Origin of the sequence: Streptomyces sp. NPDC098101, from assembly GCF_044760185.1 — a bacterium.
Taxonomy (GTDB): Bacteria; Actinomycetota; Actinomycetes; order Streptomycetales; family Streptomycetaceae; genus Streptomyces.
Genome location: NZ_JBIWAS010000001.1, coordinates 1,489,975 through 1,507,445 on the forward strand (window position 1 = coordinate 1,489,975; position 17,471 = coordinate 1,507,445).

General features: G+C 75.6%; 16 protein-coding genes. 6 read left to right on the forward strand and 10 right to left on the reverse strand.

Annotated elements, in window-relative coordinates; translation table 11 throughout:
* Nucleotides 1-16 precede the first annotated feature (16 nt).
* Complete coding sequence (locus ACIQVI_RS06155; RefSeq protein ID WP_403591637.1) at nt 17-526, forward strand: tetratricopeptide repeat protein; 510 nt, start codon at nt 17-19, stop codon at nt 524-526.
* 21 nt (nt 527-547) lie between these two features.
* Here the strand turns inward: ACIQVI_RS06155 and ACIQVI_RS06160 are convergent, their stop codons facing one another.
* Both ACIQVI_RS06160 and ACIQVI_RS06165 read right to left on the reverse strand, forming a co-directional pair.
* Nucleotides 548-868: a cupin gene (locus ACIQVI_RS06160; RefSeq protein WP_383403420.1), complete on the reverse strand. Its 321-nt coding sequence runs from the start codon at nt 866-868 to the stop codon at nt 548-550.
* On the reverse strand, nt 865-2,124 hold the full coding sequence (locus ACIQVI_RS06165) for an MFS transporter (protein ID WP_403591640.1): 1,260 nt from the start codon (nt 2,122-2,124) through the stop codon (nt 865-867). The genes ACIQVI_RS06160 and ACIQVI_RS06165 overlap by 4 nt, the downstream gene beginning before the upstream one ends.
* A 163-nt stretch (nt 2,125-2,287) precedes the next feature.
* On the opposite strand from ACIQVI_RS06165, the gene ACIQVI_RS06170 reads away from it, so the two are divergent.
* A complete protein-coding gene (locus tag ACIQVI_RS06170) occupies nt 2,288-3,205 on the forward strand; it encodes a LysR family transcriptional regulator (protein ID WP_403591643.1) in 918 nt (305 codons plus the stop codon).
* Here ACIQVI_RS06170 and ACIQVI_RS06175 read toward each other — a convergent pair.
* The 6 genes from ACIQVI_RS06175 to ACIQVI_RS06200 all read right to left on the reverse strand — a co-directional run bounded on the left by ACIQVI_RS06175 (nt 3,135) and on the right by ACIQVI_RS06200 (nt 9,540).
* Nucleotides 3,135-4,481 (reverse strand): M20 family metallopeptidase, encoded by a 1,347-nt coding sequence (locus ACIQVI_RS06175; protein WP_403591646.1) that lies wholly within the window; start codon nt 4,479-4,481, stop codon nt 3,135-3,137. The two genes, ACIQVI_RS06170 and ACIQVI_RS06175, sit on opposite strands and share 71 nt — an antisense overlap.
* A 133-nt stretch (nt 4,482-4,614) precedes the next feature.
* Entirely contained in the window at nt 4,615-5,148 is a 534-nt protein-coding gene (locus ACIQVI_RS06180; RefSeq protein WP_403591649.1) for a VOC family protein, read from the reverse strand.
* Between the two features lie 150 nt (nt 5,149-5,298).
* Complete coding sequence (locus ACIQVI_RS06185; protein WP_403591652.1) at nt 5,299-6,948, reverse strand: acyl-CoA dehydrogenase family protein; 1,650 nt, start codon at nt 6,946-6,948, stop codon at nt 5,299-5,301.
* Entirely contained in the window at nt 6,932-7,549 is a 618-nt protein-coding gene (locus ACIQVI_RS06190; RefSeq protein ID WP_402444511.1) for a TetR/AcrR family transcriptional regulator, read from the reverse strand. The genes ACIQVI_RS06185 and ACIQVI_RS06190 overlap by 17 nt, the downstream gene beginning before the upstream one ends.
* 113 nt (nt 7,550-7,662) lie before the next feature.
* The gene (locus ACIQVI_RS06195) at nt 7,663-8,796 is read right to left on the reverse strand and encodes a S1 RNA-binding domain-containing protein (RefSeq protein WP_403591656.1); all 1,134 of its coding nucleotides are present in this window, start codon (nt 8,794-8,796) and stop codon (nt 7,663-7,665) included.
* 159 nt (nt 8,797-8,955) lie between these two features.
* On the reverse strand, nt 8,956-9,540 hold the full coding sequence (locus tag ACIQVI_RS06200; RefSeq protein ID WP_351972971.1) for a TMEM165/GDT1 family protein: 585 nt from the start codon (nt 9,538-9,540) through the stop codon (nt 8,956-8,958).
* Nucleotides 9,541-9,838: 298 nt separating this feature from the next.
* Between ACIQVI_RS06200 and ACIQVI_RS06205 the strand changes: the two genes are divergently transcribed.
* The 3 genes from ACIQVI_RS06205 to ACIQVI_RS06215 are packed head-to-tail and all read left to right on the forward strand — an operon-like array spanning nt 9,839 to nt 13,135.
* Nucleotides 9,839-10,558, forward strand: coding sequence for a TetR/AcrR family transcriptional regulator (locus ACIQVI_RS06205; protein WP_403591660.1), 720 nt, complete (start codon nt 9,839-9,841; stop codon nt 10,556-10,558).
* On the forward strand, nt 10,555-12,021 hold the full coding sequence (locus tag ACIQVI_RS06210; protein ID WP_403591663.1) for an MFS transporter: 1,467 nt from the start codon (nt 10,555-10,557) through the stop codon (nt 12,019-12,021). Before ACIQVI_RS06205 ends, ACIQVI_RS06210 begins: the two co-directional genes overlap by 4 nt.
* Before the next feature lies 1 nt (nt 12,022).
* Complete coding sequence (locus tag ACIQVI_RS06215; RefSeq protein WP_403591666.1) at nt 12,023-13,135, forward strand: PP2C family protein-serine/threonine phosphatase; 1,113 nt, start codon at nt 12,023-12,025, stop codon at nt 13,133-13,135.
* Nucleotides 13,136-13,144: 9 nt separating this feature from the next.
* Here ACIQVI_RS06215 and ACIQVI_RS06220 read toward each other — a convergent pair whose 3' ends face one another.
* Nucleotides 13,145-14,509: an NtaA/DmoA family FMN-dependent monooxygenase gene (locus tag ACIQVI_RS06220; protein WP_403591669.1), complete on the reverse strand. Its 1,365-nt coding sequence runs from the start codon at nt 14,507-14,509 to the stop codon at nt 13,145-13,147.
* Nucleotides 14,506-15,630, reverse strand: a complete 1,125-nt coding sequence (locus ACIQVI_RS06225) for an LLM class flavin-dependent oxidoreductase (protein ID WP_403591672.1) — start codon at nt 15,628-15,630, stop codon at nt 14,506-14,508. Before ACIQVI_RS06225 ends, ACIQVI_RS06220 begins: the two co-directional genes overlap by 4 nt.
* A gap of 647 nt (nt 15,631-16,277) precedes the next feature.
* Between ACIQVI_RS06225 and ACIQVI_RS06230 the strand changes: the two genes are divergently transcribed.
* On the forward strand, nt 16,278-17,456 hold the full coding sequence (locus ACIQVI_RS06230; RefSeq protein WP_403591675.1) for an alpha/beta hydrolase family protein: 1,179 nt from the start codon (nt 16,278-16,280) through the stop codon (nt 17,454-17,456).
* Nucleotides 17,457-17,471 lie beyond the last annotated feature (15 nt).

Sequence of the window (17,471 nt, forward strand, 5' to 3'; positions counted from 1 at the left end):
CTGCGAGGATGGCGCCATGGAGCATCACGAGGAGAGGGACGGCCTGCTGGCCGAGGCGGTCGCGCTGCGCGAACGGGGCGAGCGGGAGGAGGCCCGCGAGCGGCTCGTCGCGCTCGCCGCCCGGTGGCCGAAGGACCCCGGAATCGCCTACCAGACGGCCTGGGCGCACGACGTCCTGGGCCTGGAGGCGGAGGCCGTGCCGTACTACGAACGGGCCCTCGACGACACCACCGGCCGGCTCGCGTCCGACGACCGGCGCGGCGCGCTCCTCGGCCTCGGCAGCACGTACCGGGTGCTCGGCCGCTACGAGGAGGCGGTCGCCCTCCTGACCCGCGCCACCGACGAGTTCCCCGAGGACGGCTCCCTGCGCGCCTTCCTCGCGATGGCCCTCCACAACACCGGCCGGCACCACGATGCGGTCGCCCTGCTGCTGCGCCTGCTCGCCGGGACCAGCGGGGACCCGTCCGTCCGCGCGTACCGCCGGGCCATCGAGCACTACGCGGAGGACCTCGACGCGATCGGGTGACCGGGTGCGGGGAGGGCCGGGTCAGTCGTTCACGGCGGTCAGGAGGACCACCGCGTCCTCCAGGGCGGTCAGACCGTGCCGCTCCTTGGGGATCATGCGGAGCGCTCCCGCCCGCAGCTCCTCCGCCCGGTCGGCCGCCGTGAGGTTCACCCGGCCCCGCAGCACCTGGAGGCTCGCGGCGGGCGGCGCGTTGTGCTCGTCCAGGGACGTGCCCGCCGTCAGGGCGATGACGGTCTGCCGGAGCACCCCGTCGTGCATCACCAGATGGGCGCTCCGCCCGTGCGGCGCGGTGCGGGCCGCGGCCAGGTGCTCGTCGGCGAGGGCGGTCAGGTCCAGGATCATGTCTCTCCCTGCGGGGTGCGCGGGCGGATACCCCCCAGCCTCCCGTGTGACGACGGAGACGCAAGTCGGGACCGCCGCCGCGCCCGGACCACGGCCGGGACGAGCCCGCCGACGGCGACGCACGCCCCCGCCGCGAGCAGCGCTGCCCGCCAGCCGTACGCCGCGTACAGCCACGTCCCGGCGAGGGACCCGGCCGCCCCGCCGCCGAAGGTGGCCAGCATGAAGACGGTGTTGACCCGGGCCGCCACCGCCCGGCCGATCCCGAAGATCCGGGCCTGGTTCGCCACCTGGCACGAGCCGACCCCGACCACGAGCAGGTTCGCCCCGACCGCCAGGGCCACCGGGGAGTACGGCAGGAGGCCCGCCACCACGAGGCCGAGCCCCGCGCAGCCCAGGCCCCCGGCGCTCACGGCCGTCGCCCCGCACCGGTCCGTGAGGGGCCCGGCCGCCGCCGAGAGCAGCGCCGCCGGGAGCGTCAGGACTCCGAAGAGACCGGCGGCCCCCGGCCCGTACCCGAGCGGCGGGGACGCCAGATGGAAGGCGAGTACGGCCCAGAAGACGCTGAACGCCGCGAAGACGCAGGCCCCGAGCAGCGCCGAGACCCGCAGCTCCCGGTGGGCCGCCAGGAGCCGGGGGAGCCCGGCCAGGAGCCTCGCGTACGCTCCGCCGCCGCGCTCACCGGGCGGGCCGAGACGCTCGGGCAGCCGGCGCGGCAGCACGCACAGCAGCGCGGCCGTCGCCACGGCCGCGACCACATAGGCCGTCCGCCACGTGCCGGTCGCGTCGGTGACGGCCCCCGAGACCGTACGGGACAGGGTGGAGCCCAGGGTGAGGCCGAGGCCCACCAGACCCACGACCCGGCCCCGCCGTCCGGGCTCCGCGAGCGCCGCCGCCACGGGGGTGAGGATCTGTGGCAGCACCGTCGTCGTGGAGAGCGCGAGCGTCGCGAGCGCGAGGGTGACGATGCCGGGCGCGGCGGCGGCGACGAGCAGTGCCGCGCTGGTCAGGGCGAGCAGCACCGAGGTGAGGCGGCGCAGCCGCGCGGCGTCGGCCAGTGGCACGAGCAGCAGGATGCCGAGCGCGTACCCGAACTGTGCGGCCGGGGCGATCAGGCCCGCCGTCCGCTCCGGAACCTCCAGGCCGCGCGCCACGGCGGCGAGCAGCGGCTGCGGGAAGTAGAGGTTGGCGACGGCGACCGCCCCCGCCACGGCGAGGAGCGGCACGTTCGGAGCCGGTGCGAGCGGGCGCGGAGCCACGGAACCTCTTCCGTAGTGGGATGGGGAGACCCCAGGCTCCCCCGTGCCGGCCCGGCGGAACAAGCTGTCATCATGGAAGCGGCGTTGAGTCCCGCTCAACGATCGCGGTGCCCGGCCGGGGCGGCCGGTGAACGATCGCGACGCTCGACCACGAGGGGGGCCGGTGCTCGAACGGTACGAACTGGAGGCGTTCCTCACCCTCTCCGAGGAACTCCACTTCGGCCGCACCGCCGAACGCCTCGGCGTCTCCACCGGCCGGATCAGCCAGACCGTCAAGAAGCTGGAACGGCGCGTCGGCACCCCGCTCTTCGCCCGGACCAGCCGCAGCGTCCGGCTCACCCCCGTCGGCCGGAGCCTGTACGAGGACCTCCTGCCCGCCCACCGGCAGCTGTGCGCCGCCGTGGAGCGGGCCACCGCCGCCGGGCGCGGCGTCCTCGGCGCGCTGCGCGCCGGGTTCGTCACCCCCTGGGGCGGCGAACTCCTCGCGGCCGCCGCGGACGCCCTGCTCGCGGCCCACCCCGGCTGCGAGGTCACCGTCCGCGAGGTCCCCCTCGACGGCGGGGTCCGGGCCCTCCTCGACGGCACGCTCGACGTCCAGCTCGCCGCCCTCCCCGTCCGCGAGCCGGGACTCACCACCGGCCCCGTCGTCCTGCGCGACGACCGGGTCCTGCTGCTTCCCGCCGCCCACCCCCTGGCCGGCCGGTCCTCGCTCGGCCCGGACGACCTCGCCGGACTGCCCCTGATCACCCCCGGGGGCGACCACCCCCGGTACTGGCTCGACCACCACTACCCCGGGCGCACCCCCTCCGGAGCCCCCGTCGGCCGGGGCCCGGTCGCCGCCACCTGGCAGGAGGTCCTCTCCCACGTGACCACGGGCCGGGGCGTCGCCCCGGGAGCGGCGCGCGGCGCCCGCTACCACCCCCGGCCGGGCATCGCCTACGTGCCCCTGCGCGACGTCCCACCCCTCGAATACGCCCTGGTCCGGCCCGCCGCCGCCGACTCGGCCCTCCTCAGGGCCTTCGTGACGGCGGTCGCCGCACCGGGAGCGTCCCGCCCGCGTCGGGAGTCTCCTCCCGGGTGACGAGCGCTCCCCTCAGATGGTCGTACGCCACGTGCGCGTGCAGCCGGACACCGGTGACGAGGGCGGAGTCGTCGGCGTAGAAGCCGGGGTGGTGGTTGGTCACCAGACCGCGCCCGCCCTCCACGGGGACCGGCCGGCCCGACGCGTCCAGGGCCGCGTCCTGGACGCCGAGCGTCACGTACAGGCCGCCGAACCGCCGTACGAACTCGGAGACGTCGTCGTACCCGAGCGTCCCGCCCGTCTCCACCACGCGCTCCTCGCCGGCCACCCGGCGGAAGGTCGGGAGCCCGGCCGCCACCCACGGCCCGCTGTTGTGCACCGGCGGCACGGGCTGGAGGTACTCCGCCGTGGCCGTCGCCCCGTACGCCGCCGCCGAGTGCTCCACGAGCGTCGTGAGCCGCCGCCGCACCTCCGCCATGTCCGACTCGACGGCGGTGCGGATCGTGCCCCACAGGGTCACCGTCTCCCCGACGATGTTGAAGCGGCCGACGTCCTCCACGTGCCCGATGGACACCGTGACCGGATCGAAGGCCGAGACCTGCCGGTACAGCTGGCCGATGCCCGTCAGGACCGCGCCGACCGCCGGCATCGGGTCGACGCCCTGCCAGGGCGTGGAGCCGTGCGTCTGCCGGCCGGTGACGACGATCCGGACGAGCACGGACGCGCCGTACTGATTGCCGATCCGGTACCCCACGTACCCCTTCGGGTACGGCGTCACGTGCATCCCGAAGACCATCGTCGGCACCGGATCGGCGAAGGCGCCGGCCTCGACCATCGCCCGCGCCCCGCCCTCCTCGGTCACCGGCGGTCCCTCCTCGGCGGGCTGGAAGACGAACAGGACGGTCCCCGGCAGCCGGTCGCGGACCTCCGCGAGGACCGTCGCCGCGCCGAGCAGCATCGCCGTGTGGCAGTCGTGGCCGCAGGCGTGCGACACCGGGAACGGGCCGCCCGGACAGTCGGCATCCACCACCTCGGAGGCGAAGTCCGCCCCGCACAGGTCCCGCACCGGCAGCGCGTCCGTGTCCGCCCGCAGCGCTACGACCCGTTCGCCCGCCGCCCCGCCGCGCAGGACCCCCACGACCCCGTGGCCCGCGATGCCCGTACGGACCTCGTCGAGCCCGAGCGCGCGCAGGTGGTCCGCCACCAGCCGGGCCGTGTTCACCTCCCGGTTGGACAGCTCCGGGTGCCGGTGCAGATGGTGCCGCCAGGCCACCACCCGTTCCGCCACCCCGGCCGCCCGCGCGTCCAGCTCCTCGTGCATCGCCTCGCCGTCCAACGGGACTCCTCCCTCGCGCTCCGGCGACCACCGCGACCCGGGAGACCCGCCCCCGGGAGCGTGACCCCTCAGCCTGCCACCGGGAGGCCGGTGAGGCACGGCGGGGCACCGGCCCGCCGTGCGCGTGTCGGAGTCAGGAGGCCGGCCCGACCGGGGCGCTGCCGCGCCCCCGCTCCCGGCCGCTCAGCTCCGCGTCGAGCGTCGCCTGCGCCACCCGCATCCCCTCCGCGTACACCGGCTCCTGGAGCCGCTTCCACATCTCCTCCCCGGAGACGTCCTCGACGTGGCTCGTCACCCACCAGAGGGTGCCGAAGGGGTCCCGGACGCGCCCGCCCCGCTGCCCGAAGGCGCTGTCGGACAGGGGGGTGACGACACGGCAGCCCGCCGCGACGGCCCGGGCGAACGCGGCGTCCGCGTCGGCGACGAACACGCGCAGCAGACTGGGCGTCACCGGCCAGTCCGGGCGCCGGTCGAAGGCCAGGACGACGGTGTCCCCGATCCGGATCTCGCCGTGGCCGACCGAGCCGTCCTCGGTGAACACGCGCGCCAGCTCCTCGCCCCCGAAGACCTCGGCGACGAAGTCGAGGAAGGCTCCGGTGTCGTCGGTGACGACCCAGGGCGCCACGCTGGTGTAGCCCTTCGGCGCCGCGCCGGTCTGCTCGTTCATCTCACGGTCCTTCCGTCGGCGCCCCCGGGCGGGACGCTCCGATGACGGTAGGCGCGAAGTAGGACGGATCCTGTCCGCCTTGAGGCGGGCGGAGGGAACGCGCGCCGGAGGAGAGCCCCGTCGCGCGCGGCACTGCGCCGCTCCGTCTCCTCAGACCGCCGCGTCCGGCCCGCTCCGCTCGATGATCGACGCCGTGTCCAGGCCCGCCGGAAGCGTGCCGAAGGCCAGGCCCCGGTCGCCGTCGAGCCGCGAGGCGCAGAACGCGTCCGCCACCGCCGGACTCCCGTGCCGCACCAGCAGCGAGCCCTGGAACACGAGCGCGAGCCGCTCCACGAGCCGCCGCGCCCCGTACGCCGCCTCGTCGGGGTCCCCGAGCCCCGCCAGTTCCTTGCGGAGCCCGGCGACCGCCGCGTCCAGGCGCCGGTCGGCGCCCGCGCCCCGGTCGACCTCCGCGAAGAACGCCTCCACCGCCTGCGGCTGACGGACCATCGCCCGCAGCACGTCGAGCGCGGCCACGTTCCCCGACCCCTCCCAGATCGAGGGCAGCGGCGACTCCCGGTAGAGCCTCGGCAGGCCCGAGTCCTCCACGTAGCCGTTGCCGCCCAGGCACTCCAGGGCCTCGGCCGCGTGCGCGGGCGCCCGCTTGCACACCCAGTACTTGGTGACCGCGAGGCCGAGTCGCCGCAGCTGCTCCTCCTCCGCGTCGCCGCGCGCCGCCCGGTCCACCGCCCCGGCGAGCCGCAGCGCCGCGAGCGTGGCCGCCTCCGCCTCCACCGCCAGGTCGGCCAGGACGTTCCGCATCAGCGGCTGGTCGACGAGCCGCGCCCCGAACGCGCTCCGGTGCGTGGCGTGGTGGACCGCCTGCACGAGCCCGAGGCGCATCCCGGACGCCGAGCTGATCGCGCAGTCGAGCCGCGTCATGTTGACCATCCGGATGATGGTCGCCACCCCGCGCCCCTCCTCGCCGACCAGCCGGCCGAGGGCGCCCTCGTACTCGATCTCGGAGGAGGCGTTCGACCGGTTCCCCAGCTTGTCCTTCAGGCGCTGGAGGCGGATCGCGTTGCGGCTGCCGTCCGGCAGGACGCGCGGCACCAGGAAGCAGGAGAGTCCGCCGGGCGCCTGCGCGAGGGTGAGGAAGACGTCGGACATGGGAGCCGAGGTGAACCACTTGTGACCGGTCAGCGCGTACAGACCGGGCTCGCCCGCCGGGACCGCCCGGGTCGTGTTCGCCCGGACGTCCGAACCGCCCTGCTTCTCGGTCATCGACATCCCGGCGATGATCCCGCGCTTCTCCGTCGGCACCCGCAGCCCGAAGTCGTACGACGGGGAGGCGAGCAGCGGCTCGTACGCCTCGGCGAGCTCCGGCTGGGCGCGCAGCGCGGGCACGGCGGCGTACGTCATCGAGACCGGGCACAGATGACCGGCGTCGGCCTGCCCCCACACGAACACCTTCGCCGCGCGCGCCACGTGGGCGCCGGGCCGCTCGTCGCGCCAGGGCGCGCCGTGCAGCCCGTGCCGCACGGCCACGTCCATCAGGGAGTGCCAGTACGGGTGGAACTCGACCTCGTCGATCCGGTGGCCGTACCGGTCGTGGGTGTGCAGGACGGGGGAGTGGCGCTCGGCGAGCCGCCCCCACTCCTGGGCCTCGGCGCCACCGGCCCGTACGCCCAGCTCGCGGACCTCCGCCTCGGCCCAGCCGGCGCCCTCCCGGCGCAGCGCCTCCAGGAGGGCGGGGTCGGCGGAGACGTCGTGACCGGTCAGCGGGGGGACCTGGTTGGTGACCTCATGCGTGGTCGGCATCGGGGACTCCCAGTGCTCGCAGGGTGAAGGTGACGAGTGCGGGTACGGTGTCCGGCCCGACGGATCCCTCCGCCAGCGGGCCGACGAGCGCCTCGGCGCCCGCCCCGACCAGCGCCGAGGCCGTCAGGACGGGGTCCTGGGGCGGCAGTTCGCCCGAGCGGACGCCCTCCTCGACGCGGGCGGCGAACACGTCCCGGAACGCCCGCCGGAAGACGAGCCGCTCCGCGTCCACGGCCGGGTCGACGGGCTCGGCGAGCAGTGCGTAGGCGAGGCGCGGCGACTTCAGGGCGCGCAGGGCGAAGGTCTCGATGACGGCGACGACCCGCTCGGCGGCCGTACGGTGCCCGGGGTGCCCGGCCGCCTCGGAGACGGCCGCGACCTCCCGGCCCACCACGGTCCGGAAGAGCTCGACGGCGAGCTCGGACTTGCCGTCGAAGTGGCGGTACACGCTGCCCGTGGCGATTCCGGCCCGGGCGGCGACGGCCGCCACGGTGCACCCCGCGTAGCCTTGCTCGGCGAGCAGCCCGAGGGCCGCCTCGACGACGGAGGCGCGCTGTGCGTCGAGCCGGGCCTGGACGGCGGGGGTGCGGCGGTAGGGCATGGAAGGAGTGAAGCAGTGATTCACTGCTTCATCAAGGGTCCGGACGCCGCCGGGTTCGCGCCGGGTTCGCGCTGGGTCCTCGCCGGGTCCTCCGGTCCTTTCGTCGGTTCTCCCTAGTCCTTGCCCGGGTCCTCCAGGGCCTTCAGAGACAGCGACACGCGCTCGCGGCTCATGTCGACGTCGAGGATCACGGCCGTGACCTCCTGGCCGACCGTGACGACGTCGGACGGGTAGTCGACGTGGTCCCGGGAGAGTTCGGGAAGGTTGATCATCGCGGTGAAGCCGCCGATGTCCACGAACGTGACGCCGAAGGAGGCGATGTGCGCGACGGTTCCGGTGACGACCTGGCCGCGCCGGAGCTTCTTGAGGAAGGCCCAGTCCCGGTCGCCGGGGGTCTGCTCGGTCCTCCACCGGGCCCGCAGGACGCCGTCGGCGTCGGGCAGGACGGCGGTGAGGAGGGGCCGGTCGCCGTCCTCCGGCAGGAACTCCACCAGGCCTTCGTCCGGCGGTGCGGCGAGGGTCGCGTCGACGCCGGTCGGCAGGTCCGGCCACACCGCCACGCGGGCGCGGGGAGCGAGCCGGGCGCGCACCTCGTCGAGGTTGTGCTCCGTGAGCCGGTGCCACCGGGAGGCGTTGGCGACGTGGTGCTCCTCCAGGAGGGCCGCCCGGCCTTCGCCGACGCGCCGGCGCACGAGGTCCCAGAAGTCGCCGTTGGCGGGGCGTTGCTCTCCCGGCTCCTCGTCCAGCTCCGCCGCGTAGGGCGACACGGACAGGCGCTCGGGGAAGAGGCCGAGCGCACGCGTGCGCGTGAGTGCCTCCTCGCAGGGGCGGTCGCTGCCGACGTAGAGGTACTGGTCCCACCCGACGTGCACGGTGAACGCGTCCTCCGCCTCCAGACGGCACCAGACGCCGTTGTCGCGCAGCATGGCCCGGACCAGCTCCAGGGCCACGGGCAGCGGGACCGTGGCTCCGTCGTGGAAGCCTTCGAGGCCGGCCGGGAACAGTCCGGCCAGGCCGTCGCCCTCGACCGCCGGCTCCCGGCCGAAGGAGACGGGGCCGGCCACCTGCGGTTCGCGAACGTCCACGTGGTCGACCCCCACCGCCCCGGCGAAGGCGGCCACGGCCGCCAGATAGGCCGCCTCCACCGGGCCGTGGTCGCTGACGGTGTCCTCGTCGCCGACGTAGGAACCGTGCTCGTCGCGGTCGGCGGGGTCGTACTTGGTGATCCTGTAGGTGAAGGACGGCACTCTGCTCCCTGGGGTCGGCGACGGGGCCTCGTCGCCCGGCGAGCCTCTCCTCCGTGATCGCCCGGGGGCAAACGAATTGCCCCGCCGCCCTCCGGGACGAGGGGGCGACGGGGCGAGAGGAGCGGTGGGGCGGGGGAGCGGGGGAGTGGCGGGGCGGCGTCAGCCGGTGAAGACCTCGGTCAGGGACCAGATCGCGAGCCCAGCCATGCACACGCCGCCGATGCGCTGAACGGTCTTGAGCGGGACGCGCTTCGCGATGAAGCGGCCCGCGACCAGGGCGAGGGCGGAGACGCTCGTCAGGGCGGCGAACGAACCGATCGCCGTCGACCAGGTGCCGTTGGTGGCGGCCAGGTTGGCGGTGGTGATCTGGGTCAGGTCGCCCCACTCGCTGATGAACACGGCCATGAAGGCGGTCGAGAAGACGGGCCAGAAGCCGGTGACCGTCCGGCCGCCCGTGTCGTCGTCCTCGTCGTCGTCCCCGCCGCGCAGCAGCATGAAGGCGCCGAAGCCGAACATGAGCGCCGAGACGAGTTTGACGATCCAGCCCGGCAGCAGCCCGAGCAGGCTGCCGGCGCCCACCGCGATGGCGACGTGCGCCAGGAAGGCGGTGGAGGTGCCGAACCACACGTACAGGGGACGCATACGCGTGCCCATGGCGAGGGACGCGAACATCGTCTTGTCGGGAAGCTCGGCGAGGAAGATCAGCCCGAAGGCGGTGAGGATCGCCAAGGGGTCGAGGTGCATACCGGGGCTCTCTGCTCGGTCCGGGCCGCCGGGCCCCGCGCGACACCTCGGTGGGCGACGGGAGGACCACTCGGCCCGGCATGACGGACCGCGCCCACGGATGCGCGGACACGGTTGATGCCTGGCCGAAGGTCTCGCCCGTCCACGTCGTCCGTGGACCCGGCCACCGGGAACCCGGGGGTTCCAGTGTGTCGACGACCGGTTCGCAGGGCTACTCCCCTTCGCTGCCGTCCAGTCTAACGGACCGGGGCGCGGGGATGGGTAGACACTGTCTACGCGGTCTTGGTAGACAGTGTCTATGAGGAGAGATCACGAAAGTCGCGAGGGGCATGACCAGGAGCGGCAGGAAGAGGGGGACGGCGGGCTACCCGACGGCCCCGGGGGCGACGGGCGGCTCGGCGGCCATGAAGAAGACGGGCCGCGCGACGGCTACGGCGACGACCACGGCGACGACGGGCTGCGCGGGCGGCTCGTCCGGGTCGGCGTCGAGCTCGTGAACGCCGAGGGCGCCCAGGCCCTCTCGCTGCGCGAGATCGCCCGCCGCGCCGGCGTCTCCCACGGCGCCCCCCGCCGTCACTTCCCCACCCACCTCGACCTCCTGTCGGCCATCGCCCGGCAGGGCTTCGCCGAACTGGCCGCCCGCGTCGCCGCCGAGGACCGGGCGGGCGCGGTGCCGCGCGAGCGGATCGCGCTCCTCGCCCGCGTCCACTTCGACTACGCCGGGTCGCGGCGCGGCATGTACGAGCTGATGTTCCGGCACGACCTGCTGGAGAGCGGGCGGCTCGGGCTGCGCGAGACGAGCCTGCCGCTCTTCGCCCGGCTCACCGAACTGGTCGCCCGCGTCCGCCCCGGCGCCGACCCCGTCGTCGTCGCGGGCGCCCTCTGGGCCAACCTGCACGGCATCGCCCAGCTCTGGCACTGGGGCAGCCTCCGGCTCGCGACCGGCGGCACCGATCCCGGCCCGCTGCTCGCGGCCGCCCTCGACGCCCACCTCGGGCCCGTGGAGCCGGCCCCGTGAACCGGCGCCGCGTCCCCGTCCTCGCCTGCAGCGTCGTCGGAGCCGCCGTCGTCGCCCTCGACGGCACGGTCCTGACCGTCGCCCAACCCGCGCTCCAGCGCGACCTGTACGCCGACGTCGGCCAGGTCCAGTGGATCAGCACCGGCTACCTCGTGGCCGTCGCGAGCCTCCTGGTCTTCGCGGGCCGCCTCGGCGACCGCCACGGCCACCTCCGGGTCTTCGCCGTCGGCGCCCTCGGGTTCGCCGCCGCCTCCGCCGGCATCGCCCTGGCCCCCGGCATCGGGGCCGTGATCGCGCTGCGCGTGCTCCAGGGGGTGTGCGGGGCGCTCCTCCAGCCCGCCACCCTCGGCATGTTGCGCACGGCCTTCCCGCCCGAACGGCTCGCGGCTCCGATCGCCGTCCGCACCGCCGTCATCGGCCTCGCGGCCGCCGCCGGACCGCTCGTGGGCGGCGCGCTGGTCTCCGCGTACGGCTGGCGCTCGGTCTTCCTCCTGAGCGTCCCGCCGACCCTCGCCATCGGCCTCCTGGCCCTGACGACCCGGGAACCGCGCCCTCGGGAAACGGGGATTCCCGACCGAACCGCTCCCAGCCGCACCGCCCCTCCACCCCGCACCACCCCCAGCCTCTCCGCCCTCGACCCGCTCGGTGCCCTCCTGTTCGCCGTAACCCTGGGCCTGCTGGTCCACGGGCTCGTCGAGGCCGCCCGTCCCGGCGGCGCCGGGACCGGGGCGTTCGCGTGCGCCGGGGCCGTCGTCGCCGGGATCGTCCTCGCCCGGCACGAACGCCGCGCCGCACGCCCCCTGCTCCCTCCCGAACTGCTCCGGAGCGGACCCGTCGTCGCCGGGCTCGCCGTGCTCCTCGCCGCCTCGGCCGCCCTCTTCGGCTCGCTGTTCGTGGCGACGTACTTCCTCCAGGACGTCCAGCGGCTCGACCCCCTCGGCTGCGCGCTGCGCTTCCTGCCGCTCGCCCTCCTCATGGTGCTCGGCGCGCCGCTCTGCCCGCCCCTCCAGCGCCGTTTCGGGCCCCGCCGCACGGCGACGGCCGGAGCCGCCCTGCTCGCGCTCGGCGTCCTGCTCCTCTCCCGCCTGGACACCACGGCCGGCGCCCTCCCCGTCGGCGTCTGCTCCGCCCTCCTCGGCGCCGGCTTCGTCACGCTCATGGTCACCGCGACCTCCGTCGTCGTGCACCGCGCGCCCGAGGCCCACGCCGGAGTCGCCGGAGGCCTCCAGCAGACCGCGATGAACGTCGGCCCGGCGCTCGGCGTCGCCACCGCGACCCTCCTGCTCGCCCTCGTACCGGACGGAGGGTTCGTACCGGCCCGGGGCGCCGCGCTCCCGGCCCTGGCGGCCGTCGCCGCCCTCGCCCTGCCCGCCGCCCTCGCCCTGCCCGGCGGCGCCCGCCGGGGGACACGCCCGGAGCCGACCTCACGCGGGCCCGGCCGAGAGCCCTGCGTACGATCATGAAATGCCCGCAGCCGGTCCCCGCAGCAGTCCAGGCACGGCGACGCGCACCCAGCTCACCATCGGTCGCGCCCTGCCCTTCCTGGTCCTGCTCCTGACGGCCCTCGCCGACCTGTTCACCCCCGACCAGGAACGCTTCGACCGCCTCCTCGTCGCCGCCCCCGCGCTCGCCGCCGTCACCTGGAGCGTGCGCGGGACGGTCGGCATCGGGCTGCTCGCGATGACGGTCCGCGCGCTGCTCAGCTTCAACCGGGGCGGGGACCCCCTGCCGGAATCCTTCGCGAGCGAGACCGTCCTCGCCGTCGTGACCGCCGCCTCGGCCTGGGCCAGCAGGGTCCGCACCCGCCGCGAACAGGACCTGCGCGAACTCACCGCCGTCGCCGAGGTCGTCCAGCGGGTCGTGCTGCGCCCCCTGCCCCGCCGCCTCGGCCGGTTCGAACTCCACCTGCTGTACGTCGCGGCCGCCGCCAAGGCCAGGATCGGCGGCGACTTCTACGAGGCCGTCAAGGTCCCCGGAGCCGTGCGCGTCATGCTCGGCGACGTCCAGGGCAAGGGCCTCGGCGCCGTCGAGACCGCCTCCGTCCTGCTCGGCGCGTTCCGCGCGGCCGTCCACGACGCCGAGGACCTGGCCGTCCTCGCGGACCGGCTCGACGAGGGCCTCGCCCGGTACGGCGCCTGGGACCCGGACTCCGACGCCGCCGAGCGCTTCGCCACCGTCGTCCTCGTGGAACTCCCCGACGACCGGGACGTCGTACGCCTCCTCAGCTGCGGCCACCCCGCCCCGCTCCTCCAACACGGGGCCGGGGTCGCGCCGGTGCGCTTCGCGGAGCCCTCGCTCCCCGTCAACCTCGCGGGCCTCGCCGACAGCCGCCACCGGATCGAGGAGGTCCCCTTCGGGCCGGGGGACCGACTGCTCCTCTACACCGACGGCGTCAGCGAGACCCGCGACCGGGCGGGCGCCTTCTACCCGCTGGAGGCGCGGCTGCGCGGCTGGGACCGGGAGCCCTCCGACGGCCTCCTGGAACTCCTCCACCGCGACCTCACGGCCTACGGCGGCCGAGGCCCCGACGACGACGTGGCCGCCCTCCTGGTGGTCCGCCCGCCCGACGCCCCCTGACCGCGCGGATCACCCCACCGGGGCGAGCCCCAGGTGCTCCCGGAGCGTCGTCCCCGTGTACGCCGTCCGGTACACGCCCCGCTCCTGGAGCTCCGGCACGAGCAGCTCCACGATGTCGTCGAGGCCGTCCGGCACCAGGTACGGCGAGACGTTGAAACCGTCCAGGGCCCCGTGCCGGACGAACCGCGCGAACTTCTCGGCGAGCCCGGCGGGCGTCCCCACGTGCCCGCGCTGCGGACCCAGCTCGATCACCGTCTCGCGCAGCGACCAGCCGTTGGCGTCGGCCTTCGCCCGCCATTCGGCCACCACCGCCCGGGGGTCGTCCACCCAGCGCGTCCCGAACTTCCCCTTGTCCTCGGCGACCACCGGATCCTCGGCGGGCAGCGGCCCGTCGGCGTCACGCCCGGACAGGTCGAAGCCCCACAGCCGGCTCGCGATGCCGAGCGCCACCGCGGGCGTGACCTGTTCGAGGCGCACCCAGCGGGACTTCTCCTCCGCCTCCTTCTCGGTCGCCCCGATCACGATCTCCGTGCCCGGCAGGATCCGCAGCGCGTCCTCGGCCCGGCCCACCGCCCGCAGCCGGCCCCGGACGTCCTCGGCGAAGGCGAGCGCGTCGTCGAAGTCCGTACCGTGCGCGGAGAAGATGACGTCCACGTTGCGGGCCGCGAAGTCCCGGCCGGTCCCCGAGTCGCCCGCCTGGAAGATCACCGGATGCCCCTGGGCGCTGCGCGGCAGGGTCGGCACCAGGTCGACGTCGAACTGGGAGCCCTCCGCCCGTACGCGCCCCACCGCCCCCGGCACCGACCAGGAACGGGCCTCGGCGGAATCCGCCACCGCGCCCTCCGCCCAGCCGTTCCACACGGCCCGCGCGACGGACAGGAACTCCTCGGCGCGCCGGTAGCGGTCGGCGTGGTCGAGGAACCCGCCGCGCCGGAAGTTCTCCCCGGTCCAGGCGTTGTGCGTGGTCACCACGTTCCAGCCGGCCCGGCCGCCGGAGAGCAGGTCGAGGCCGGCGAGCCGCCGGGCGAGGTCGCCCGGCTCGTTGTAGGTGGTGTTGGAGGTGGAGACGAGCCCGATCCGCTCGGTCGCGGCGGCGAGCGCCGACAGCTGGGTGATCGAGTCGGGCCGGCCCGCCACGTCCAGCTCGTGGACGCCCCCCGCCGACTCGCGCAGCCGCAGGCCGTCGCCGAGAAAGAAGGCGTCGAAGAGCCCGCGTTCGGCGGTCCTGGCCACCCGCAGGAAGGTGGCCGGGTCGATCTGGGAACCGCTGGACGGGTCCGACCAGATCGTCCAGTGGTTGACCCCCTGGAAGAACACCCCGAAGTGCAGCTGCGCGTCCGGGCGCGGGACGTCGTGCGGATCGGTGCGGGTCATCGGGTCTCCTCCGGAACGGGCGTGGCGGCGGCGCCGGCGGTCGTGAAGCGGCTGACGGGCCGGGGGAGGCCCAGGGAGGTGCGGAGGGTGGTGCCCGGCAGCGGCCGGGCCGCGAGCCGCCGCACGAACAGCTCGGGCAGGACGAGCCGGGAGAGCACGGAGAGGTCCTCGTCGAGGACGAGCGGCCGCAGCCGCACCCCGTCGACGTGCCCGCCGAGCTCCGTGAGCAGCTCCACCAGACCGGCGGCCGGACCGGTGTACCGCAGCCGGTCGGGGCGCTCCTCCCACGGCGCGTGCCGCTCCAGGTCGGCGATCCGCTCCCGGGCCGTCTCGCGCGGGGTGTCGAGGGCCACCTCGACCTCGGCGAAGGCGAGCGGCGCACCGGCGGCCGCGCCCGCCGCGCCGACCTCGGCCGGAGTCGGCCCGCCGACGAGCGCCACGTCGGTCAGCTCCGCCGGGACGAGACCGGCGGGGGCCAGGACCACGGGCCGGCCCTGCGGCGGGCGCGGCACGATCGACGGCCCCTTCACCGTGTACGTCTCGCCCTCGAAGTCCACGTAGTGCAGCCGCGACCGGTCCAGGTAGCGGCTGGTGGCCACCGACCGGATCACCGCGTCGTCCTCCCACGAGTCCCACAGGTCCCGTACGACCCGGACCCCGTCGCGGGCCTCGCGGGCGATCGCGTCGGCGCCCTCGACGACCGCCCGGCCCCAGGCGCGCGCGGCGGCCGGGTCCTCCTCGGTCCCCACCACCCAGCCGGCCCGGCCGGCCGAGACGTGGTCGAGCGAGGCGATCTGCGAGGAGACGTGGAACGGCTCGGCGTACGTGGTCGCGAGGACGGGGGCGACGCCGAGGACGCTCGTCGACGCGGCCACGAACGCGGCCCGTTCCACCGCGCCGATCCGGCCCACCGGGCCGGTGCCGTCGGCGGAACCGGGCGGCAGGATCGAGTCCTCCAGGGTGACCAGGGTGAACCCGGCGTTCTCGGCGGCGGCCGCGGTCCGGGCGAGCCGGCGCGGGCTCAGCAGCTCTCCGGGGGAGTGCGCGGCACGGCGCCACGCGGCGGGATGGGCACCGTCGCCGTCGATCTCGACGGCCAGGTGCAGGGCGGGGCGGGGCATGGGAGTCCTTCCGAACGGCAGGGGCGCACGGCGGCACGGCAGCGGTGCGGGGCACGGCTGCGCGGGACCGGGCGACGGGACGTCACGGGGCGCGTGGACCCGGGCGCGGCACGGGGGATCGCCGCGAAGCCCCGCGCCGGACGGGCACGGGACGCGCGGACCCGCAGGGCGGGGTCAGGCGCGAGGGGAAGGACAGATGGCCGAGGCGGTGCGGCAGAAGTCGACGTGCCGGCGGCAGACGAGCCGGGCACCCGCCCGGACCGGGGCGTACGGCGCGGTGGTCACTGCGAGCACGCGCGCCTCCCCCCGGGCTCCGGACCCGCCCGGACGCGGGCGGGGACTCCTCACCATAGGCAGGCGTCCTTCCACGCTGTCAAGGTCGTCTCGCCGCACGGATTCCCCGCGGATTCCCCGCGGATTCCCCTGGTCGGCCGGTACGTCAGGACGGGCGCGGGAGAGGCGAGTCGAGCGGGCTCGTGAGCACCCGGCGCCGGAATCCACGGGCACCGGACACCGGAACGTGTGGGCGGCGGTACGGGCCCCCCTCTGGGCGGACCGGGGCAAGGCCCCTTCTCAGACCCGAGGTTGATCGGAAGTGAGCCCAGGGACGGACGCGCGGGACCGTCCGGGGCGCCTACCGTGCCCGCATGACTCGACTCACCAGAGCCGTCGCGGCCACCGTTCTCGCCAGTTCCCTCGCCTTAACGGCAGGAGTCGCCACCGCGGCCGCTCCCGACGCCCCCGCCCCCGGCGCGAGCGCGGCGGTCGCACAGTCGGCGCGGCCCGCCGTCCTCCCCGCCCCCACCGGACCGCACGCCGTCGGCAGTACGGTCCTGCCGCTGGTCGACCGGTCCCGCACCGACCCCTGGGTGCCCACCGCCGACGGGCGGGCGCTCATGGTCACGCTCCACTATCCGGCCGCGCGCTCCGGCGGCGGCCCCGCCCCGTACGCCACCCGGGAGGAGGCGCGGCTGCTCGCCGAGCAGCTCGGGCCCGGCGTCTCCGGCGACGCGCTCGCCCGGACGCGCACCCACAGCAGGACCGACGTCCGGCCCGCGCCGGGCCACCGCCCCCTGGTGCTCCTTTCACCGGGCTTCAGCGTCTCCCGCTGGACGCTCACCGCCCTCGCCGAGGACCTCGCCTCGCGCGGTTACGTCGTCGCCTCCGTCGACCACGCCTACGAGTCGTTCGGGATCAGCCTCCCCGGCGGCCGCACCCTCACCTGTGTCGCCTGCGAGGCCCTGGACGAGGGCGGGGTGCACGGGAGCGTGGTCACCTCGACCCGGGCGGCCGACATGCGGTACGTCCTGGACCGGCTCGTCGGCCCCCGGTCCGTCTGGCGGTACGCCGACGTGATCGACGCGCGCCGGATCGGCATGGCGGGCCACTCCATCGGAGGGGCGAGCGCGGCCACCGCGATGGCGGCCGACCGGCGCATCGACGCCGGGATCAACATGGACGGCGCCTTCTGGGAGGAGCTTCCGGCGGAGGGCCTGCGGGGCCGCCCGTTCATGATGCTCGGCACCCACGACGAGATGCACCTGCCCGGCGGGATCGACACCAGCTGGGACCGGACGTGGTCCGCGCTCGACGGCTGGAAGCGCTGGATCACACTGGCCGGATCCGACCACTTCTCCTTCTCGGACGGCCCCGTGATCTCACGTCACTTCGGCCTGCCCGAGCCGGAGCTGCCCGCCGACCGGGCCGTCGCCCTCACCCGGACGTACGTCTCCGCCTTCTTCGACCGGCACCTGCGCGGACTTCCGCGGCCGGTCCTGAACGGCCCGACCGCGGCCCACCCGGAGGCCCACTTCCAGAACCCCTGACCGGGGCCGGAACCC